The organism is Dyadobacter luticola (assembly GCF_005860805.1).
Lineage (GTDB): Bacteria > Bacteroidota > Bacteroidia > Cytophagales > Spirosomataceae > Dyadobacter > Dyadobacter luticola.
On record NZ_VCEJ01000005.1, the window covers coordinates 706,804 to 724,875 of the forward strand.

The following is an 18,072-nucleotide window of genomic DNA, read 5'->3' on the forward strand; positions in this document are numbered from 1 at the left end:
TTAAAAAACAAAGGAGGAAAAGCAGCCGAAAGCGAAACTTCCGGCTGCTGTAATGTTACTTAAATACCAACTGCTTGCGTAAATTCAGCGTCGGTTGGTAATACTTTTGAAGCGAAGAAATTAGTCAGTTCGCCTTTTTCGTTGATTACATATTTGCAGAAATTCCAGGTTGGAACTTTGTCATTCCAGCCATTCAAATCTTTGGTAGACAGCCATTTGTAAATCGGAGCCTGATCTTCGCCCAAAACAGAAACTTTTTCGAACATCGGAAAAGTCACGCCATAAGTGGCAGAGCAGAACTGCGCGATCTCTTCGTTGCTGCCTGGCTCTTGCTCCTTGAAATTGTTAGCAGGGAAACCCAAAACCACTACTTTGTCACCGTGGTCTTTATAGAATTTTTCCCAGTCGGCATACTGTTTGGTGAAGCCGCATTTCGAAGCCACATTCAGGATCACTACCTTTTTGCCTTTGTACTTGCTCAGGTCGACCGTCTTGCCGCCTACCAGCGATTTTACTTTAAAATCATACAAAGACTGTTTCGCAGCCGGTGCATTTTCGGGGCGGGATGCCATTTCACTCGTGTCAGCCATGAAACTGCTGACAATTGTTGTAGCCATAACTAAAATTGTTTTTAAAAAGCTCATAGAAGTCTTGGTTATTGGTTAGAACGAATTTATAATAAACGGTTTGAATACAAGCTTTTCAGGTTTTAAAGAAATATTTCTCTACATCCGCTCCGGAACCTCTATGCCCAATAACCCCAAAGCCTTGCGAATTGTTTCAGCAACTGCGGCCGATAATGCTACCCGCAAACGGACCGCATCCTGGTCAGGATCAGAGAAAATGGAAACCTCGGCATAAAACTGGTTATAAACCTTCGCCAACTCGAATGCATACTGCGAAATCAGCGACGGCGCAAACTCACGGGCAGCATCAGCGACCTTCGAAGGATACTGAGATAACGTAAAAATCAACTCCCGCTCTGCACCTTTTAATACGTATTCGGGTGCCGGAATGGTTGCGAGGATACCGGCTTGTTCTGCTTTTCTGGCGATCGAGCGGATCCTTGCGTAAGTATACTGAATAAATGGTCCGGTATGACCCTGGAAATCAATCGACTCCTCTGGGTTAAACAACATTCTTTTTTTAGGATCAACCTTCAAGAGATAGTATTTTAATGCGCCCATCGCCAATTGGTTGTACAGCAATTTGGCTTCGTCTCCGTCAAAATCATCGATTTTTCCCAAGTCCCGCGTCCGGTCTGTCGCAGTCTGCACCATTTGAGCGACCAGGTCGTCCGCGTCCACCACTGTACCCTCGCGCGATTTCATTTTTCCCGAAGGCAGATCCACCATGCCGTAGCTAATGTGGTAGCAGCCATCGGCGTACGTGCGGCCGAGGCGTTTTAGGATCGCAAAAAGTACCTTGAAATGATAATCCTGCTCATTACCAACTACCCAGAGATAGCGGTCATTATGAAAATCGTCATTTTTTAACTCGGTGGTACCCAAATCCTGTGTAATGTAAACCGAAGTTCCATCACCTCTCAGTACCAGTTTTTCATCCAGGCCTTCCTCACTCAAATTGATCCAAACCGAATTATCTGGTTTCTTAAAAAAGACACCACTATTGAGTCCTTCTTCAATAATGTCTTTGCCTAAAAGATACGTGTTGGATTCGTAGTAAGTTTTGTCAAAACTGACACCGATTTTCTGATACGTTTCGCTAAAACCGGCGTAAACCCAGCCATTCATTTTTTGCCACAAAGCCACGGTTCCTTCGTCGCCTTTTTCCCAAAGCTGCAATAATGTCTGTGCTTCCAGGATCCACGGCGCTTTTTTCGCAGCTTCCTCCTCAGACATTCCCTGCTCGATCAGCGCGGCGATTTGTTTTTTATATTCTATGTCAAAAATAACGTAATACTTGCCCGCCAGATGGTCGCCCTTCATGCCGCTGGTTTCCGGCGTTTCGCCATTTCCGAGCTCACGATAAGCTAACATTGATTTGCAAATGTGGATCCCGCGGTCGTTTACGAGGCAGGTTTTTACTACATCAAAACCGCTCGCTTTTAAAATCCTGGACAAAGAATCACCCAGAAAGTTGTTTCGCAAATGCCCGAGATGCAGCGGTTTATTGGTATTGGGTGAAGAAAATTCCACCATGACCGACTGTCCGTTTGCCGCAAATGTGCCGAAAGCCTGGTCGGAGAAGATGTCGTTGAAGAGTTCGAGCCAGGTGCTGTCTTTCAGACTGATATTTAAAAATCCCTGAACCACATTGAACCCGCCGACCACCGGTGAATTTTCGACTAGATAACTCCCGATCGTCTGCCCGATTTCGGCTGGGGATTTGCGGGTCGCTTTGGTCAAAGAAAAAGTTACGAATGTGTAAAATCCTTCAAATTCTTTTTTGGTAGGCTGTAAAAGGATGTCGTCCAGGCTGATATCAAAGTGCGTGGTGATGGCCTTTTGAATATCGGATTTTAAAATGTCTTCAATCGTCATGAAAGATAAGGTAAGCAAGAAGCGGTTTTCCGAAAATGGAAATTCGTTTCCCGAAGTTTTTATTTAAGTGAAATTATTTCTAATATTAATAGTAATGTTGCCCTTTTTTGATGCAAAATTAGGGTAATTATTCAAGAGAGTTACACCCCTGAGGAAGAAGTTATGAATAGCCTTTTTATAAATCGGTTACGGCTTTATTTCACTGCTTTACTGGTATCCGCACCGCTGCTGAGCGCCCTGGCGCAGTTGCAGCAATCGGATCGCCTGGAAATCCCGACCAACTCGTCGGCCAGCGAGCAGTTTGAAGTATTTAGCCTGGGAGAGCAGGGGATTTTATCGGTAGTGCGGGGTAATGAATTTTTCAGCGGGCGGGGCGAGCAGTGGCAATTCGTCAAATATGATACGACCCTGAAAGCCGTCTGGCGAAATTTTTACAAGCTGGATACCCGGTACATTCCGGTAATGGCCTACAAAGGTGAATCCATCGGATATTGGTTATTCGCGGAGCCTGATACTGATAAGTTTTTATTTCTCCAACTTAATTACCAGGACGGCACCATCGATACTTTCAAAGGTAACCTGCTTTCGGGGGTCGATGTCCAGCAATTCAAAGTCATTGGAAGCAAAGCACTGGTTTCCGGATATTACAGGTCGAGGCCGGTAGTGATCGTACATTCTTTTTTCGACCATACTACCCGCGTGCTGCCAGGTCTTTTTGAGAAAAATACAGAGCTTAATAATGTAGATATCAATGAAATAGATGGGTATATTAATGTGATAACCTACGCTTACCGGAAGAAAAACTGCGTGTTTGAGATCAAGACCTATAATTACGACGGCAAGTTCCTGAAAAAAACCACATTGAGCGATCCACGGTATAGCATGATATCCGGCCAGATCGTCCCCCTGAATGCGGATGATTCTTACCTGATTGGTAACTATTCGGTCGGTTGCACGCAATATTCGCAGGGGTTATATGTGACTCGAATTGAGGACGATACGCCCACGGATCCGCAGTTTATTGAGTTTTCCGAGTTACAGAATTTCTTTAATTACATGAAACCCAAGCGCCGGGAGCGGATGCTGGAAAAAATCGGGAAAAGGAAAAGCCTCGGGAAAGAAAACAGGTTCAGGTACCGGCTGCTGGTGCATGAGCTGATCCAGATGGAAAATGAAATTGTGCTGGTGGCGGAGGTTTATTACCCCAATCAGCGCGCTGCCAATCCCGTTATTTCCGGCGGACTTTCACGCCCCTACATGTCGCGCGCGCTCGAAGGTTACCGCTATACCCACGCGATCGTTTGTGCTTTCGACCGAAACGGAAAGTTTATCTGGGATAACACCATCACCATCAAAGATTTAACAAGTTTCGATTTGCAGGAAATGGTGCAGGTAACGCCGGTAGATGATTATTTTGTGCTGGCTTATCCGCAGGAGGGTGACATTCACACGGAAGTGATCAGCCGTGATAAAGTAGTGGTGGAGACTGAAAAATTCAAGATCGCGCCTAAATCTGATAAAGAAAAGGTGCTCAATAATGAAGACGGTTATTTGTCGCCCTGGTATGGTCAGTATTTCCTGGCATACGGCATGCAGCGCATCGGCAGTTCGCCGGTAGGGCAGGGGCGAGAAGTTTTTTATGTCAACAAGCTGACTTACAAGACAGAAGACATCGGCAAGGCGGTTAATAAAGAAGAAGCTTCCCGTCCGAGATAAGTTGCGCTAATCCACCAGCCAAATGTGGTCAGTTTCGAAACCTTGCTCTTTCCACTCCACCTGTACCCGCTGGCTCGCCACCGTACTTACTTTCATTCCGGCGTAATCCGGGTCGATGGGCAGCTCGCGGTTGTAGCGGCGGTCGATCAGCACCATTAATTCCACGGCTTTCGGGCGGCCAAATGCCGTCATCGCATCCAATGCGGCGCGAACCATCCTGCCGGTGGATAATACGTCATCGATTAAGATCACTTTTTTTCCTTCAATGATGAAAGGAACGCTGGTTTTGTTCGGTACAAGCGGGGATTCGCGGCGACGGAAATCGTCCCGGTAGAAGGTAGCATCCAGGTAGCCAAGTGAAATGTCCTTGCCGGTACGTTCGCGCAATTCCGCCACAATGCGCTCGGCAAAAAAGATCCCTCTCGGCTGCAGGCCCATCACCACAGTATTCGAAAAATCCTGGTGGTTCTCAATCAGTTGCTGACACAGCCGGCTGATCATTATCTCCAAAAGTGGGCTGCTAAGTATTAAACGTTTTTGGGCTACCATGAAATTTCCCTGAATTTTAGCCTAAATTAAGTGCTCAAACACGAAATCAAAAACTTTTACCAAATGAAATATTTGATTGCCGGGCTCGGAAATATAGGTCCGGAATATGCCTTTACAAGACATAATGTAGGCTTTATGGTGCTCGACCGGCTGGCTGCGGAGCATGATTTTAAATTTAGTTTTGAAAAACTGGCTTATGTGGCCGAGTGGAAACACAAGGGGCGGCAGATCTATTTTATCAAACCCACCACCTACATGAACCTGAGCGGCAAGGCGATCAGATACTACATGGACCAGTATAAAGTGTCGACCGAAAACACGCTCACGATCGTGGATGAGCTGCAATTGCCGTACGGAACATTGCGGATCAAGCCCAAAGGGAGTCACGGCGGGCATAATGGTCTGAAAAATATTGAGGAGCTGCTGGCTACTTCCGACTATCCGAGATTGCGCTTCGGAATTGGCAATAATTTTCCGCGGGGGCGGCAAGTAGATTACGTTTTGAAAGCATTTTCCAATGAAGAAATGTCTGAACTACCGGTATTTTTAGACAGGGCAGGGGATATGGTACTTTCGTTTTGTACTTTGGGAATACAGCAGACAATGAATAATTATAACCAATGATTGTACTATTTAAAGAAAATATAAATATTTCAAGATAGCATAAAATTTGGATTTAGCTGATTTTTAAGGAATATATAATAACTTATCGTCTCAAAAATAGCATTTTGTAGGCATTTTGGGACTTAAAATACGATTTTCTTCCAAAGAATATTCCGTTTCGAAAATTTGCCTCAATTTGTAGTTTCAAAATTAATAGTGATATTTGCATCATGGTTAAGCGAAATAAAAATTGAACTAAACCATGAAGGCGAATAGAAATAGTTTTATATTTGCTTTATAATAGAAATTCGCATTTTCACTCTGTTTCAAGGGGATAGGCGGAGATCAGAAAAATAGGAGTATGATTGAACATCTTCCTCCTTTAAGTAGTTAAAGAGACATTCAGCACTTGTGCTAGCAAAATATTAAAGAAAAGAAAAGGTTAAGGGTTTAGGAATAGTCAGTATAAAGCCATCTCCATGAGATGGCTTTATCTTTTTATAGGCTCGGCCCAAACTTCCACCCTCCGATTCGATTTTTTAAGTACCTCCGACTGGTTCATCTTGCTCGGCTGAGCAGAACCAAAGCCGCTTCCATCAATCCTTGCACCCGAAATCCCTTTGCCCGTCAGATAACTTTTTACAGTCTCTACCCTTTTGTTGGAAAGTTCCAGGTTTTTTTCGAAGCTGCCCGTATTGTCAGTATGTCCTTTGAGCAGGATTTTTAGCTCCGGGCGTTTTTGAAAATAGCTGACGATTGAATCCAGCGGGGTGCTTGCGCCATCTTCCAGCACGTCGGTACCTTGCTGAAAATAAATGGTCGAAAGCGGTGCGGAGTAGGTTTCCGGCGATAAGCTGATCAGCGATTTAACTTCCTCAAAACGGTTGTTGGTACGCACATTCACACTTTTCGACTGGAAACCATCGGCCTGCGCGGAAATTTTGTAAGATTCATGCGGGGTTAACTCAACCGTGTAAACGCCCTGCACCGTTTTTGTTTGTGCCACCAGGGAATCGTTCGCGGACTTACGGACTAAAACTTCTGCATTATCCACCGGTTTAAGATTTTCCCCATCGTAAACGCGCCCGGTTACCAGCGCCAGATTTTTGTTCCTGCCGGTTTTTTCAGGCGCGGGCGATTCTTTGACGGGCTCTTCTTCCTCTTCCTGCGCAGTTTCTTTCGGCGGCTTCGCTATTGTCTGGTAACTTCTTCTGACAAAAACCGGCGTCATCACCCGGTCGTATAATCTTATTAAAACGATAGATCCGCCGCTCGATTCGTGGCCTGCGATCAAGTCGTCCTGAAATAAATTCAGCACCTGGTCAGCGTCGAGCATACCTTCTGTTCCCGGATCTTTAAACTCCACTTTGGACTGACCGTTGATATACATCTTGATCATTTTCGTCTCAAAATCGCGGGAATACACATAATGTACATATTGATTGGCCCGCACCGGCGCTTTTTCACTGATCGCGTAGTCATAGAAATTCAGCTTGCCGTCGTAGATGTAGCTGCCGTAATCGCTTTTTCGGTTCTTGAAATCCAATACCCTTTTCCAGCTGTCGAGTTCGGTCATTTTGAAATAAATTTCAACGGTAAAGGATTTGTTTAGAAAACCTTTGGCCTCTTCATTGTTGAACTGCAGCCCGCTGCCATTTTCAAACTGATAGATCGTCCGGGTGAGATAATCGGCGCCGGGAATTTTTTCCTTAACATACTGTCCGGGCTGACCCAGTGGCCGCAAAGCAATCCCGCCGCTCTCGATCGGGTTCAGGCCATTATTAAAATCGTAGGTCCACTGATTTTGTGAAAATGAATAATTGGCCAGCAAAAGGAGCACAATGATCAGCGGCCATCTCACAATTTTTTTATTAACCATTTTCAAAAATATGAAAACTGGCGGGGTAAGCCCAGGTGCATGCCGTATTTTTGAAACATAATTGTTGCTGCGTGTGAAAAATATTGGCATTGGTATTCTGTTTTCAATTTTGTGGTCGTCGGCTTCCGTCGCGACCAAGTTTGGTGTTCAATCGGCTGCTCCTCTGATACTTGCGAATGTCCGCTTCTTTATTGCCGGGATTTTGCTGCTCTCATTTTCCTATCTTTTTGGCAAAGATGCATCTTACCGTTTGCCGACAAAATCAGAATTTAAGAAGCTCGCCCTGTTCGGATTTCTGAATACAACGCTGTACCTCGGGCTCTACGTGTGTGCCATGAAATACACCGCCGCCGGAATCGGAAGCCTGGCAGTCTCGACCAATCCGCTCATTATCGTGCTTTTGTCATCGTGGTGGCTGCACCGCCGACCTAAATCCGAGGAGTGGGCAGGGATTGTTTTGGGAATGTTGGGGGTAGGATTGGCAACTTATCCGCTCCTGGCCGATAGCTACACCACATTGGGAGGATTGTCACTTCTGTTGACTAGCATGGTAGCCGTCTCGGCCGCCAGCGTTTATTATGCTACGGTAAAATGGGAATTGCCGAATCTGCTTATTAATGGCTGGCAGGTTTTTCTGGGCGGAATTTTTCTGATACCCGCTACATTAACTTTAAGTGATTTTTCAACCACCGTCTGGGACGGCATGTTTTGGGGTTCAGTACTTTGGCTCAGCCTGGCGGTGTCAATCGTAGGATTGATCTGCTGGTTCTATTTACTCAAAATCGATACCGTCAAAGCCTCTTTGTGGCTCTTTCTTTGCCCGCTTTTCGGCTTCTTCTTTGCCTGGTGGCTCATGTCCGAGCCGATTACGATTTACACCATAGCTGGTACCTGCCTCGTAGTGGGAGGCTTGTATGCAGGTCAAAGAAATAAATTGGCTGCCAAGAAAGTTGATCAGGTCTAGCCGGGCAGGCTTAGCCGGCCGCGCTTAGTCGTCGATCAGGATTTCGCCTTTGAGGTAAAGTTTCGCCTGGCCTCCGATGAAAACGCGGTCGCCGTTTAGTTCACATTTCAAAAATCCGCCTCTTTTTGACAGCTGACATGCCGAAAGCTGCTCTTTTGAAAGCCGCTCAGCCCAGTAAGGAATCAATGTGGTATGCGCCGAGCCAGTCACAGGATCTTCGTCGATACCCGATTGTGGAGCGAAAAAGCGTGAAACAAAATCCACTTCATCGCCGGCAGCGGTCACGATAATGCCGCGTGCGGGAATGGTGGAAAGAATAATAATGTCTAATTCAAGGTTTCTGACCACTTCTTCGGATTCTACCACAACCATATAATCGGTTTTTCCTTTGTAGACTTCCAGTAAGGTGGTGGTATTGAGGCTTTCAACCAATGCTGGCGGCGGTACGGCAACATGGTAATTGTCGGCGGGGAAATTCAGTGTCAGCCAGTCCTCCTTGCAATCAACCCGGAGCTCACCGCTTTTCGATTGAAAAATGATGGTTTTTCCTTCGTAATTCTGAATATTAAAAATCACATAAGCTGCCGCGAGCGTCGCATGGCCGCAAAGATCAACCTCCACCGAAGGGGTAAACCAGCGAATGTCAAAACCGGATTCATTGGGTATGTAAAAAGCAGTTTCAGCAAGATTATTTTCTGCTGCAATGCTGATCATGATATCATCGGGTAACCATGTTTCGAGGGGGATAATTGCCGCAGGGTTTCCGCCAAAAAGTTTATCGGTGAAAGCGTCAATCTGGTATATCGCTAGTTTCATGAAAAGGATTTAGTCGTTTAAGTAATTACAAGGTATTAAAAATATTCCCCATTCGGGGAGCTGCGTCGGTAAATTTTTAATATTATTTATTAGAATGAGATAAAAATAATTGTAACTATTTTCTCTTATTTTTCATTCTCAGATAGATGCCGTTTGTCCATCCAAAACCCTCCTGGATCTCATATTCTCCGCCGCCTGCCGTCAGGTTTGTATCCGAAACGTTATATTTTTCAAGCATTTTGCCCGAATGTCTGAATTCCTTTTCAATCAGCCCAAGCCACTCGGCACAGAGTTCATTGGCGGTCCGGTGGAAGTTATAATTTCTCAAACCCTTATAAGCGATCCACTGCAAAGGCGCCCAGCCATTTGGCGCGTCCCACTGCTGGCCAGTTTTAATGGTAGTGGTCAGCAGCCCGCCCGATTTCAGGAAATTCAGCCGGATATATGCCCTTACATAATGTGAGTTGGACTTGGAAGCCAGTTTAAAAAACAGCGGAAACGTGCCTGCCAAAGTAATCGCTTTCGTGAAATCCTGTTTTTTAAAATCATAATCCATGTAAAAATGCCGCGATGCGTCCCAAAAATAAGTCTCAATCGCGGCGGCCCGGCTTCTGGCTTTTTCATCGTAAATCCGGTGCATGTGCAGCGAATCACTCAGCAGGTAACCTTCCGCCAATGTCTGCTCCAAATGGTACATCAGACAGTTCAGGTCGATGGGGATAATGTCGGTCGTGTGGATGGAGGTAAAATCCGTTTCATCGGAAAACCAGCGGCTGCTGAAATCCCAGCCCGATTCGGCTGCGGCGCGTATGTGTCTGTAAACCAAGTCAGGTGTGGTACCGAATTTTTCGAATGCAGCTGTCGCCAGCTCCACATCTTCGCGGTATGATTCAGGCCGCGGAACTGCCTTATCGTCCCAGTAGCGGTTCAAAACTGCGCCATCGGGTAAGTAAACAATTCTCCGGTAAGCAGTAAAGGGCTCCGGCTCGCTGGAACCGGCGTCCATCCAGTAATCGTATTCTTTTTGCAGCTGGGGCAAATATTTTTTCAAAACTTTCTTCCCCTCCATTTCACTGTAAATCCGCACCATTAAAGAAAAAAATGGTGGCTGCGAGCGGCTGAGGTAATATGTGCGGTTGGCAGTAGGTATGAAACCAAATTTATCGATCAGGTAAGCAAAGTTGCTGACCATGTTTTCGATCAAATCCACCCGTCCGGATTCTTTCAGGCCGAGCATTGTAAAATAGCTGTCCCAATAATAAATTTCCCGAAACCGGCCACCCGGTACCACATAAGGAAAAGGCAGCGGGATCAGCGAGCCGCCGCGTTCCTGGCTCTCCGGCTGGCGGGTGAGCACATTCCATAACCTCTTAATGTGCTCGGCAGGTGACATGCTCATATCCGTCTGAAAATGAGAAACAATGTGCGTAGGCTGCCTGAAATATTTTTCAACGAAAGCAGAAATGTCAAAACCCGGCTCGTCCTTTTCGCGGTGGTAACATTCAATGATCAGGAGCGGGTCTTCGAGCGGGATAGCGTCGGCAAATGTTTTGGAATCCTTAAAAATATGGCTATTCTGGACATCTTTGAAAAGCGATCCAAACAATTCTTCCGGCGAAGCATGCGCCTGACCGTAGGTATAAGAAGGGGCAACAAATCCGTACAAATTAACCTGATATTAAAGGGTGCTGAACATTAGCATAGCAACAATATAGCAAAGATAGGCCAGCTCATGCCACTCCAAAACAGAATTTAACCGATAATTTGCATTTTCCGGCGTCCGCCCTTAATATTGCACCATCAAGTCAATTGCTTCACCGAATGCGATTGATTTATAAAGAAGAGGCGAGAGAATGGGCTCAATGAACCTCTGGCAACCTGCTACCAATTGGAGAAAGGTGCTAATTCCCACCTAAAATTTTTAGGAGATATAAAATCAATTCGCGAGTACTTACTGTTAGAAATTTCCGTAAGCCGAATGGCTTTAATCTCGCACCATCTAACATTGTGCAAGGGCACTTATGCAACCCGAACAGAAAACATTCAAGTATCCATACGCCTATTCCCTGGAAATGGGGGGCGAACTGCCTGGTTTTGAGCTATCGTACACCACTTACGGAGAAAGAAATGCAGACGAAAGCAACATTGTCTGGGTGTGTCACGCGCTCACCGGCAATTCCAATGCGGCCGAGTGGTGGGACGGGCTTGTAGGCGAAGGCAAATATTTCGATCCGGCCAAGCATTTCATTGTTTGTGTCAATGTGCTGGGCTCTGCGTATGGTTCTACCGGTCCTTTATCTGTTAATCCAAAGACACAAAAACCCTATTTTCGCGAATTCCCGGTGGTTACCGTCCGTGATGTAGTGGGGGCGATGGATCTGCTGCGGCAGGAACTGGCAATCAGGAAAATCAAGATCTGCATTGGCGGCTCGCTGGGCGGCCAGCAGGCGCTGGAATGGGCCGTGGAGGTTCCTGATGCATTTGAAGAACTGGTTTTGATCGCGTCCAACGCGCTGCATTCTCCCTGGGGAATTGCATTCAATGAATCTCAGAGAATGGCGATCGAGGCGGACCCAACATTTAAAGACGATCACGCCGAAGCCGGACAAATGGGGATGCGGGCGGCGCGTTCTATCGCCTTGCTTTCTTACCGGAATTACGATACCTACAATTTTACCCAGGCCAGGGATAATCCGGATCAGATTGACGATTTCCGTGCATCTTCTTACCAGCAATACCAGGGAGATAAGTTCGTGAAGCGTTTCAATGCGTACTCTTATTGGGTTTTATCCAAAATCATGGACTCGCATAATGTAGGCCGTAACCGGGGCGGGATTGTGCATGCTTTGGGTTTGGTCAAAGCAAAAACATTGGTGCTTGGCATCAAATCCGACTTACTATTTCCACTTTCCGAGCAACAATTCCTGGCCCGCCACATTCCCGACGCGGTTTTTCAGGAAATCGATTCGCTGTACGGCCACGACGGATTTTTGATCGAATATAAACAACTCAATAAAGTGATACAGGCCTGGCAGGAAACCAACGGCCAGTTACAAAAAGCGAAGATCAGCTAAACAAAAAATGTCAGCCCAACCGAGCTGACATTTTTTGTGTTGAATTTTAGTGCATTCACTTGGAAAGGCTTAGCAGCAATTCCGGCTCGTTGGTCGTGATATAATCCACATTTTTTTCTAAAAACCATTTCAATGTATCTTCATCATTGACGGTCCAGGTGTTGGTGGTCAATTTTTTATCACGCATCTGCTGAATGTATTCTTCCTTTCTTTTGAAAATACTGAAATGATAGTCAATGCCATCCAGACCTGCAGCGGCGATTTCATCAGGCGTCTTGTCGCCATTCAAATATTCTACGTGCGCTTTCGGATCCAGCTCTTTTACTTTCAGACAAACATCAAAATCAAAAGCAATGTAATCGGTGATCTTGGTCACTTGTAGCTTTTTTACCATTTCTACGCACTTGGTAGTCAGCGCCATCGACCTTTCTTTACCCATCGACGAAGTTTTGATTTCCAGGATCAGACGGGTTTTTTTCTGTTTCGCACCTGCTTTCAGGTAAGCTTCCAATGTTGGCAGCGCCTCGCCATTTTCCAGTTTGATCTGCGAAAGCTCCGCAGAATTTGTTTTTTCAATGTGGGTACCTTTGATTGCGTGATCGTGATGAACATATAATACTGAATCGGCCGACATATGCACGTCAAACTCACTGCCGTAACAGCCCAGCTTGATCGCATGTTCGAGGGCTCCGATTGAATTTTCAGTCGCGCCGGTATTTTTCCACGCGCCACGGTGCGCGATTACTTTATTGTGTTTTTGGGCCATGGACGAGGATACTGCAAGAAAAATGAACGTGACCGCAATGATAATTGAATGTGTTTTCATGTACTTGAATTCGGAAATGTATTGAGATTAATGTGCCGCGAAAATATTACATCCCTGCGAGAGTAAAGTTAACCCAGGGTTAACAACGTGGCAGCGCACTTTTTTACTAACATTACCTGCTTTCGCGGGCGAGATATCTGGCATAAAAGGAATCTTTTTTGCCCAGATACTGATCGGCCTCTTTCGGGTTGCTCGCTTCTTGGAACAATGCCTGGTAGGTGTTCGGATATTTATCAATGCGCATCGGCTCAAAGGGGAATTTGTCCGGAAAAGCATTGGATACCAGCACATTCGTTTTCAAAGCCCGGAAAATATGCCCGACGGGAATCAACATACTCAACGCAAAAATTCCGACCACAACATTATAATAAAGGTTCTTTTTCCAGCGGCCGGTTTGATATAAGGTATGCAGCGAGCGCACGATTGTAAAAAGCAAAATAGCCAGCAGCGGATTGTAACCCCTTACAAACCAGTCGTTCCAATGTCCGATCCGGTACAGGGATATCAGCAGGAATAACCCCATCACACACCAGGTAAACCACCGCGGAATGAGGTTATCGACGTTTTTCAGGTTTTTGATAATGATAAAAATCAGGATTAAATCAACAATCACGCCAAAAAAGTATTCGGCGAAAATCTCACCCACCGGCTCAAATTGCCAGATAAATCCGTTGACAGGCAAGCTGTCGGAAGAGCGCAGGAAAATGAATATGGGTAAAAAAGCTAACCCGGCCACAATCAGTGGAATGCAGGTTTTGAGGGAAAAAAGGTCCTTCCAGTTTCCAAAACATTTGTTGATAAAAATCATGGAAAACAGCAGCACGAAAACGATCGAAGGAAAAATGGCCCACATGAAACAAAGCGTAATCGGGAAGAAGCTATCCTGCACCCGGTTTTTGATAAAGCTATCGGAAACCAAAATCGAGGACACCAGCAAAATTGGGATCACCTGGCTGGTAACCCACAAAGACTGGTCAAAAAGCGACCAGATTTCGAGGTAGAATGTGGCAATGTGGTAGGAGTAACTTGTCGCAATCTGATAAAATGTCACTTTCACCAAATGTCCCACGCCACCAAGCATTAAAAAGAAGAAGATCAGACGCTTATGTTTCTTTAATAAAATAAAAAGCCATTGAAGTACAAGCCAGTAACCGAGCACCGCCCAAAATAGCAGGGCAGGAATGGAAATATGGCCAACCAATTTTGAAATACCTGCGGGGATCAGGAAAAACCCGAAATAATAACAGGCATATCGCTGTTTATCAGCAAAATAAGTCGGCCAGGGGTTTCTGTACAAATCATGAAATTTGGCATTGTGCGCGAAATAATCGGCGATCTGGTAGCTCAAACCACCCATGCCCGTACAAAATGTCCAGAATGCGGCAGCGGCGAGTAACCACCCGAGGGTTGCTACATTAATCCGATGTTCCTCAGCCTCAGGCCCTTTTTTGAACTGAATGTAAAAAAGACAGGCGAAGCACAGGACGACTGGGATGCTGATATGCGGTCGGAACCAGGCCAAAGCAAAGACGATATTCGGCGCCAGAAGGTACCCCAGACTGCAATTTCTGAGCGTAGCAATGTTCATCGCAAATTTGTTTCACTGGTTTAAGTAGTAAGTGAACAAAAGTAGCAATTATTGGTGGGGCCGGACCTGGATGACCACAAATTTGGAAGTTGGCGTATTGCTCTTTTCCGCGACGCTGTTAATCGGCACCAGCACATTGGTTTCCGGAAAATAGGTAGCCGAGCTGCCTTCCGGGATCGGGTATTCGACAATGACAAAGCCGCGGGCTACCCGCTCCGTCCCATCAAAATGATTGGTCAGATCCACCAGATCGCCATTTTTCAGGTTTCGTTTTGCAATGTCTTTTTCATTCATCAAAATTACCCGCCGCTCATTGTAAATCCCGCGGTAGCGATCATTGAGGCCATAAATGGTAGTATTAAACTGGTCGTGGCTGCGGATCGTCATCATTACTAGTTCGTCGCCTGATATTTCCGGCTTATACAATTCCGCAACATTGAACTGCGCCTTTTTAGTAGTTGTATCAAAAGTCCCTTCCCGCGAACCATTGGGTAAATAGAACCCGCCAGGCTCTCTAACCCGCTGATTGTAAGATTCGAAACCGGGAATGGTGCGCTCAATATCGGCGCGGATCACGTCGTAATTCAGGTATCTGTCCCAGTCAATCTGGCTGCGTTTGCCCAATGTTGCCTTTGCCAGCCTGCAAATAATTTCGGGCTCGCTCAGCAAATGTTCGGAAATAGGCGGTAAAACGCCGCGGGACATCTGCACTACGCCCATCGAATTTTCGCAGGAAATAAATTGGTCTTCGCGGTTGGTCATGTCCACATCGCTCCTGCCGAGGCATGGAAGAATGATCGCTTCCTGGCCGTGTACCAGGTGACTGCGGTTTAGTTTTGTAGAAACGTGGACGGTTAACTTACATTTGGTCAATGCTTCTGCCGTAAACTGGGTATCTGGCGTAGCGGAAAGAAAATTGCCGCCCATCGCAAAAAACACTTTCGCTTTGCCCTGGTGCATTGCTTTGATAGATTCGACCACATCAAATCCGTGTTTCCTAGGCGGCGCAAAATGGAAATTCCGTTCAATGTCATCGAGGAATTTGTCCGAAGGTTTTTCAAAAATGCCCATCGTACGGTCGCCCTGCACATTACTATGCCCGCGAACCGGGCAGGTACCCGCGCCAGGCTTGCCGATACTGCCCTTCAAAAGCAGCAGATTGACGATTTCCTTGATGGTATCTACCGCATTTTTATGCTGCGTCAGGCCCATCGCCCAGCAGGTGATGATCTTGTTTTTAGTTGCCAAGACCCGCACCGTTTCCTGAATTTTGGTAAAAGGCACGCCGCTGATCTGCGCCAGTTCTTCCGCGTCAAAAGTTTTGATATGCTCGATCAATGCATCATATCCCTCCGTTTTTTCACGAATAAAATCATGGTCAAAAACGGCACCCGGATTTTTCAGTTCCTCTTTTAAAAGCAGGATTTCGATGGCTTTGAGCAGGGCCATATCCCCATTGATTTTCACCTGAAGAAAAATATCAGTCAGTGCAGAATTGATGCCGAGGACGCCGGAAACCTTCTGCGGATTGTTGAAACCCATCAAACCGGTTTCAGGCAGGGGATTAATAGAAATGATTGTCGCGCCATTTGCCTTCGCTTTTTGCAGCGCAGTCATCATCCGCGGATGGTTGGTACCCGGATTTTGACCCAGGATCATGATCACCTCGGCTTTGTAAAAATCGTCCAAGGTTACCGATCCTTTCCCGATCCCCACCGATTCCGTCAATGCTACGCCGCTGCTTTCGTGGCACATATTGCTGCAATCGGGCAGGTTATTAGTGCCAAATTCGCGGACGAAAAGCTGGTAAAGGAACGCCGCCTCATTGCTCGTGCGTCCCGAGGTATAAAATATCGCTTCATCGGGGGAGGGAAGTGCATTGAGCGCCAAACCGATCTTAGCGAAAGCCGCATTCCACTTAATTGGCTGATAATGTGTGCCGCCCGCCGGCAGGAACATGGGTTGCGCGATGCGGCCCTTGCTTCCGATTTCATAATCCGACAGTTTTCCCAAATCTTGCACGGAGTTTTGCGAGAAAAATTCGGGCGTCAGCTTTTTCAGCGTAGCTTCCTCGGCCACAGCCCGTGCGCCGTTTTCACAATATTCCGCAATGCCGGAGCGCTCGTCGTCCGGATCGGGCCAGGCACAGCTAGGACAGTCAAATCCACCTTTTTTATTGAGGTTAAAAAGCGCTTTCATGCCTCTTGTGAGGCCGGCCTCTTCGATGGTTTTTTCGAAACTGGAAACAACCGCAGGAACCCCGGCCGCTACTTTTTTAATGTTTCCTTTTTTTAGTCCTGTAAGTTTTTCAGGGTTTTCCGAGCCCGGTACAATTTGAGGTTGCTCTTCCATGGTTAGCAGGTTTGTTTCGGGTTTTCGTAGTTATCCGACTGATCTTCAAGCACATTATCCAGACATTTGAAGTCTTTTTCCAATAATAGATACAATTTCTGATCGCCGTCGAGCTGAATATGATGATCAATGCCTGTCACATTATTTTCCGGCCAGTCGGCGATGAATGTGGCTGGTACCGATAAGGTTATGAGGCAATTTTCAAAAGAGGCAGATAAATTTTCTGTATTTGAGTCACTTTTAATTTCATAGGAAAACCTGCCCTGTGGAAACAAGGTTTTTTCCGTCACTATGCCTTCGTCCCGCAACTTTTCTACCTCGGGCTTTTTCAATCTAAACCTCACCGAATTTCCCGAAATCCTTATTTTCATATCTCCTGAATGCGGTCAAAACCGCTGTAAACGTTGAATTTGTCCTTTTTTAAAAAGCCGATCAGCGTGATCCCGCTTTCTTCGGCCAGCTGCACCGCCAGGCTCGACGGCGCCCCAATAGCAGCTACTATTTGAATGCCAGCCATGGATGCTTTTTGTATGAGCTCAAAACTGGCGCGGCCGCTCAGCAGCAATATATGTTGGGATAGCGGTACCAAACCCGCTGTCAATGTCGCACCGATCAGTTTGTCCAATGCATTATGGCGGCCTACATCCTCGCGCAGCAGCAAAAAATCGCCATTTTGATCAAAAATCGAAGATGCATGGAGCCCGCCGGTCGTTTCGAAAATGTCCTGACGCTGCGCAATCTGTTTTTCCAGTTTAAATAAAATATGCCGGTCAATGCTGATCGGTTTATCAAAATGAAGATAATTCGAAGCCGTTTTAATCGCATCCACACTCGCTTTTCCACAGACCCCACAGCTGGAAGTAGTGTAAAAATTCCTTTCAAGCGAACCCAACTTTGGTTCAAAAGAAGAGTCTAATGTTACTACTACCGTATTTTCCCTGAAAACCGGCAGCGTCACTTTTTCGATCTGTGCGGCATGCTGAATTATCCCTTCCGTAAACAAAAAACCGACCGCCAGTTCTTCATCATTTCCCGGCGTACGCATCGTGACAGAAATGGCCTTTTCCGTTTTCCCCCCGTCAATGTAATATGCAATCCTGATTTCAAGCGGCTCTTCCACAGCCAGTTGGTCGTCGATACCTACGGAATTCGTGGCGTTCACGCGCTTGATAAAATGTTGGGTAACCGGATTTGCGTTCAT

Annotated in this window: 15 protein-coding genes and 1 riboswitch; of the genes, 4 read left to right on the forward strand and 11 right to left on the reverse strand. The window is 46.2% G+C overall.

The window, feature by feature from the left end; genetic code table 11:
• Positions 1–59 precede the first annotated feature (59 nt).
• Both FEN17_RS22065 and argS read right to left on the reverse strand, forming a co-directional pair.
• A complete protein-coding gene (locus FEN17_RS22065) occupies positions 60–617 on the reverse strand; it encodes a glutathione peroxidase (protein ID WP_138367548.1) in 558 nt (185 codons plus the stop codon).
• A gap of 108 nt (positions 618–725) precedes the next feature.
• The gene (gene argS / locus FEN17_RS22070; RefSeq protein WP_138367549.1) at positions 726–2,504 is read right to left on the reverse strand and encodes an arginine--tRNA ligase; all 1,779 of its coding nucleotides are present in this window, start codon (positions 2,502–2,504) and stop codon (positions 726–728) included.
• A 162-nt stretch (positions 2,505–2,666) separates the two neighbouring features.
• On the opposite strand from argS, the gene FEN17_RS22075 reads away from it, so the two are divergent.
• Positions 2,667–4,220, forward strand: coding sequence for a hypothetical protein (locus FEN17_RS22075; RefSeq protein WP_138367550.1), 1,554 nt, complete (start codon positions 2,667–2,669; stop codon positions 4,218–4,220).
• Between the two features lie 6 nt (positions 4,221–4,226).
• Here FEN17_RS22075 and pyrR read toward each other — a convergent pair whose 3' ends face one another.
• Positions 4,227–4,769 carry a bifunctional pyr operon transcriptional regulator/uracil phosphoribosyltransferase PyrR gene (gene pyrR, locus FEN17_RS22080; RefSeq protein ID WP_138367551.1) on the reverse strand — a complete coding sequence of 181 codons (543 nt, stop codon included), beginning with the start codon at positions 4,767–4,769 and terminating at the stop codon, positions 4,227–4,229.
• A gap of 63 nt (positions 4,770–4,832) precedes the next feature.
• Here pyrR and pth point away from each other — a divergent pair, with 63 nt between their 5' ends.
• Complete coding sequence (gene pth / locus FEN17_RS22085) at positions 4,833–5,393, forward strand: aminoacyl-tRNA hydrolase (protein WP_138367552.1); 561 nt, start codon at positions 4,833–4,835, stop codon at positions 5,391–5,393.
• A gap of 469 nt (positions 5,394–5,862) precedes the next feature.
• Here pth and FEN17_RS22090 read toward each other — a convergent pair whose 3' ends face one another.
• Positions 5,863–7,251 carry an OmpA family protein gene (locus tag FEN17_RS22090; RefSeq protein WP_138367553.1) on the reverse strand — a complete coding sequence of 463 codons (1,389 nt, stop codon included), beginning with the start codon at positions 7,249–7,251 and terminating at the stop codon, positions 5,863–5,865.
• Positions 7,252–7,324: 73 nt separating this feature from the next.
• On the opposite strand from FEN17_RS22090, the gene FEN17_RS22095 reads away from it, so the two are divergent.
• The gene (locus FEN17_RS22095) at positions 7,325–8,215 is read left to right on the forward strand and encodes a DMT family transporter (RefSeq protein ID WP_138367554.1); all 891 of its coding nucleotides are present in this window, start codon (positions 7,325–7,327) and stop codon (positions 8,213–8,215) included.
• A 24-nt stretch (positions 8,216–8,239) separates the two neighbouring features.
• On the opposite strand, the gene FEN17_RS22100 is transcribed toward FEN17_RS22095, so the two are convergent.
• Both FEN17_RS22100 and treA read right to left on the reverse strand, forming a co-directional pair.
• Entirely contained in the window at positions 8,240–9,031 is a 792-nt protein-coding gene (locus FEN17_RS22100) for a PhzF family protein (protein WP_138367555.1), read from the reverse strand.
• Between the two features lie 115 nt (positions 9,032–9,146).
• Positions 9,147–10,697 carry an alpha,alpha-trehalase TreA gene (treA, locus tag FEN17_RS22105; RefSeq protein ID WP_138367556.1) on the reverse strand — a complete coding sequence of 517 codons (1,551 nt, stop codon included), beginning with the start codon at positions 10,695–10,697 and terminating at the stop codon, positions 9,147–9,149.
• A gap of 163 nt (positions 10,698–10,860) precedes the next feature.
• Positions 10,861–10,968: riboswitch (SAM riboswitch) on the forward strand.
• Positions 10,969–11,052: 84 nt separating this feature from the next.
• Here treA and FEN17_RS22110 point away from each other — a divergent pair.
• Positions 11,053–12,105, forward strand: coding sequence for a homoserine O-acetyltransferase family protein (locus tag FEN17_RS22110; protein ID WP_138367557.1), 1,053 nt, complete (start codon positions 11,053–11,055; stop codon positions 12,103–12,105).
• Positions 12,106–12,160: 55 nt separating this feature from the next.
• Here the strand turns inward: FEN17_RS22110 and FEN17_RS22115 are convergent, their stop codons facing one another.
• The 5 genes from FEN17_RS22115 to fdhD form a co-directional block, all read right to left on the reverse strand.
• On the reverse strand, positions 12,161–12,931 hold the full coding sequence (locus FEN17_RS22115) for a glycerophosphodiester phosphodiesterase (protein WP_138367558.1): 771 nt from the start codon (positions 12,929–12,931) through the stop codon (positions 12,161–12,163).
• Positions 12,932–13,043: 112 nt separating this feature from the next.
• Complete coding sequence (locus tag FEN17_RS22120) at positions 13,044–14,519, reverse strand: hypothetical protein (RefSeq protein WP_138367559.1); 1,476 nt, start codon at positions 14,517–14,519, stop codon at positions 13,044–13,046.
• 48 nt (positions 14,520–14,567) lie between these two features.
• A complete protein-coding gene (locus FEN17_RS22125; RefSeq protein ID WP_138367560.1) occupies positions 14,568–16,871 on the reverse strand; it encodes an FdhF/YdeP family oxidoreductase in 2,304 nt (767 codons plus the stop codon).
• A 2-nt stretch (positions 16,872–16,873) separates the two neighbouring features.
• On the reverse strand, positions 16,874–17,242 hold the full coding sequence (locus FEN17_RS22130) for a DUF7009 family protein (protein ID WP_138367561.1): 369 nt from the start codon (positions 17,240–17,242) through the stop codon (positions 16,874–16,876).
• Positions 17,239–18,072 carry a formate dehydrogenase accessory sulfurtransferase FdhD gene (gene fdhD / locus FEN17_RS22135; RefSeq protein WP_138367562.1) on the reverse strand — a complete coding sequence of 278 codons (834 nt, stop codon included), beginning with the start codon at positions 18,070–18,072 and terminating at the stop codon, positions 17,239–17,241. The genes FEN17_RS22130 and fdhD overlap by 4 nt, the downstream gene beginning before the upstream one ends.

Bases quoted from the DNA above. Each gene is read 5' to 3' on its own strand.
- FEN17_RS22100 (WP_138367555.1), bottom strand. From the start codon at position 9,031: ATGAAACTAGCGATATACCAGATTGACGCTTTCACCGATAAACTTTTT.
- FEN17_RS22075 (WP_138367550.1), top strand. From the start codon at position 2,667: ATGAATAGCCTTTTTATAAATCGGTTACGGCTTTATTTCACTGCTTTA.
- fdhD (WP_138367562.1), bottom strand. From the start codon at position 18,072: ATGAACGCAAATCCGGTTACCCAACATTTTATCAAGCGCGTGAACGCC.
- argS (WP_138367549.1), bottom strand. From the start codon at position 2,504: ATGACGATTGAAGACATTTTAAAATCCGATATTCAAAAGGCCATCACC.
- FEN17_RS22065 (WP_138367548.1), bottom strand. From the start codon at position 617: ATGGCTACAACAATTGTCAGCAGTTTCATGGCTGACACGAGTGAAATG.
- FEN17_RS22120 (WP_138367559.1), bottom strand. From the start codon at position 14,519: ATGAACATTGCTACGCTCAGAAATTGCAGTCTGGGGTACCTTCTGGCG.
- pyrR (WP_138367551.1), bottom strand. From the start codon at position 4,769: ATGGTAGCCCAAAAACGTTTAATACTTAGCAGCCCACTTTTGGAGATA.
- FEN17_RS22090 (WP_138367553.1), bottom strand. From the start codon at position 7,251: ATGGTTAATAAAAAAATTGTGAGATGGCCGCTGATCATTGTGCTCCTT.
- FEN17_RS22115 (WP_138367558.1), bottom strand. From the start codon at position 12,931: ATGAAAACACATTCAATTATCATTGCGGTCACGTTCATTTTTCTTGCA.
- pth (WP_138367552.1), top strand. From the start codon at position 4,833: ATGAAATATTTGATTGCCGGGCTCGGAAATATAGGTCCGGAATATGCC.
- FEN17_RS22110 (WP_138367557.1), top strand. From the start codon at position 11,053: ATGCAACCCGAACAGAAAACATTCAAGTATCCATACGCCTATTCCCTG.
- FEN17_RS22125 (WP_138367560.1), bottom strand. From the start codon at position 16,871: ATGGAAGAGCAACCTCAAATTGTACCGGGCTCGGAAAACCCTGAAAAA.
- FEN17_RS22130 (WP_138367561.1), bottom strand. From the start codon at position 17,242: ATGAAAATAAGGATTTCGGGAAATTCGGTGAGGTTTAGATTGAAAAAG.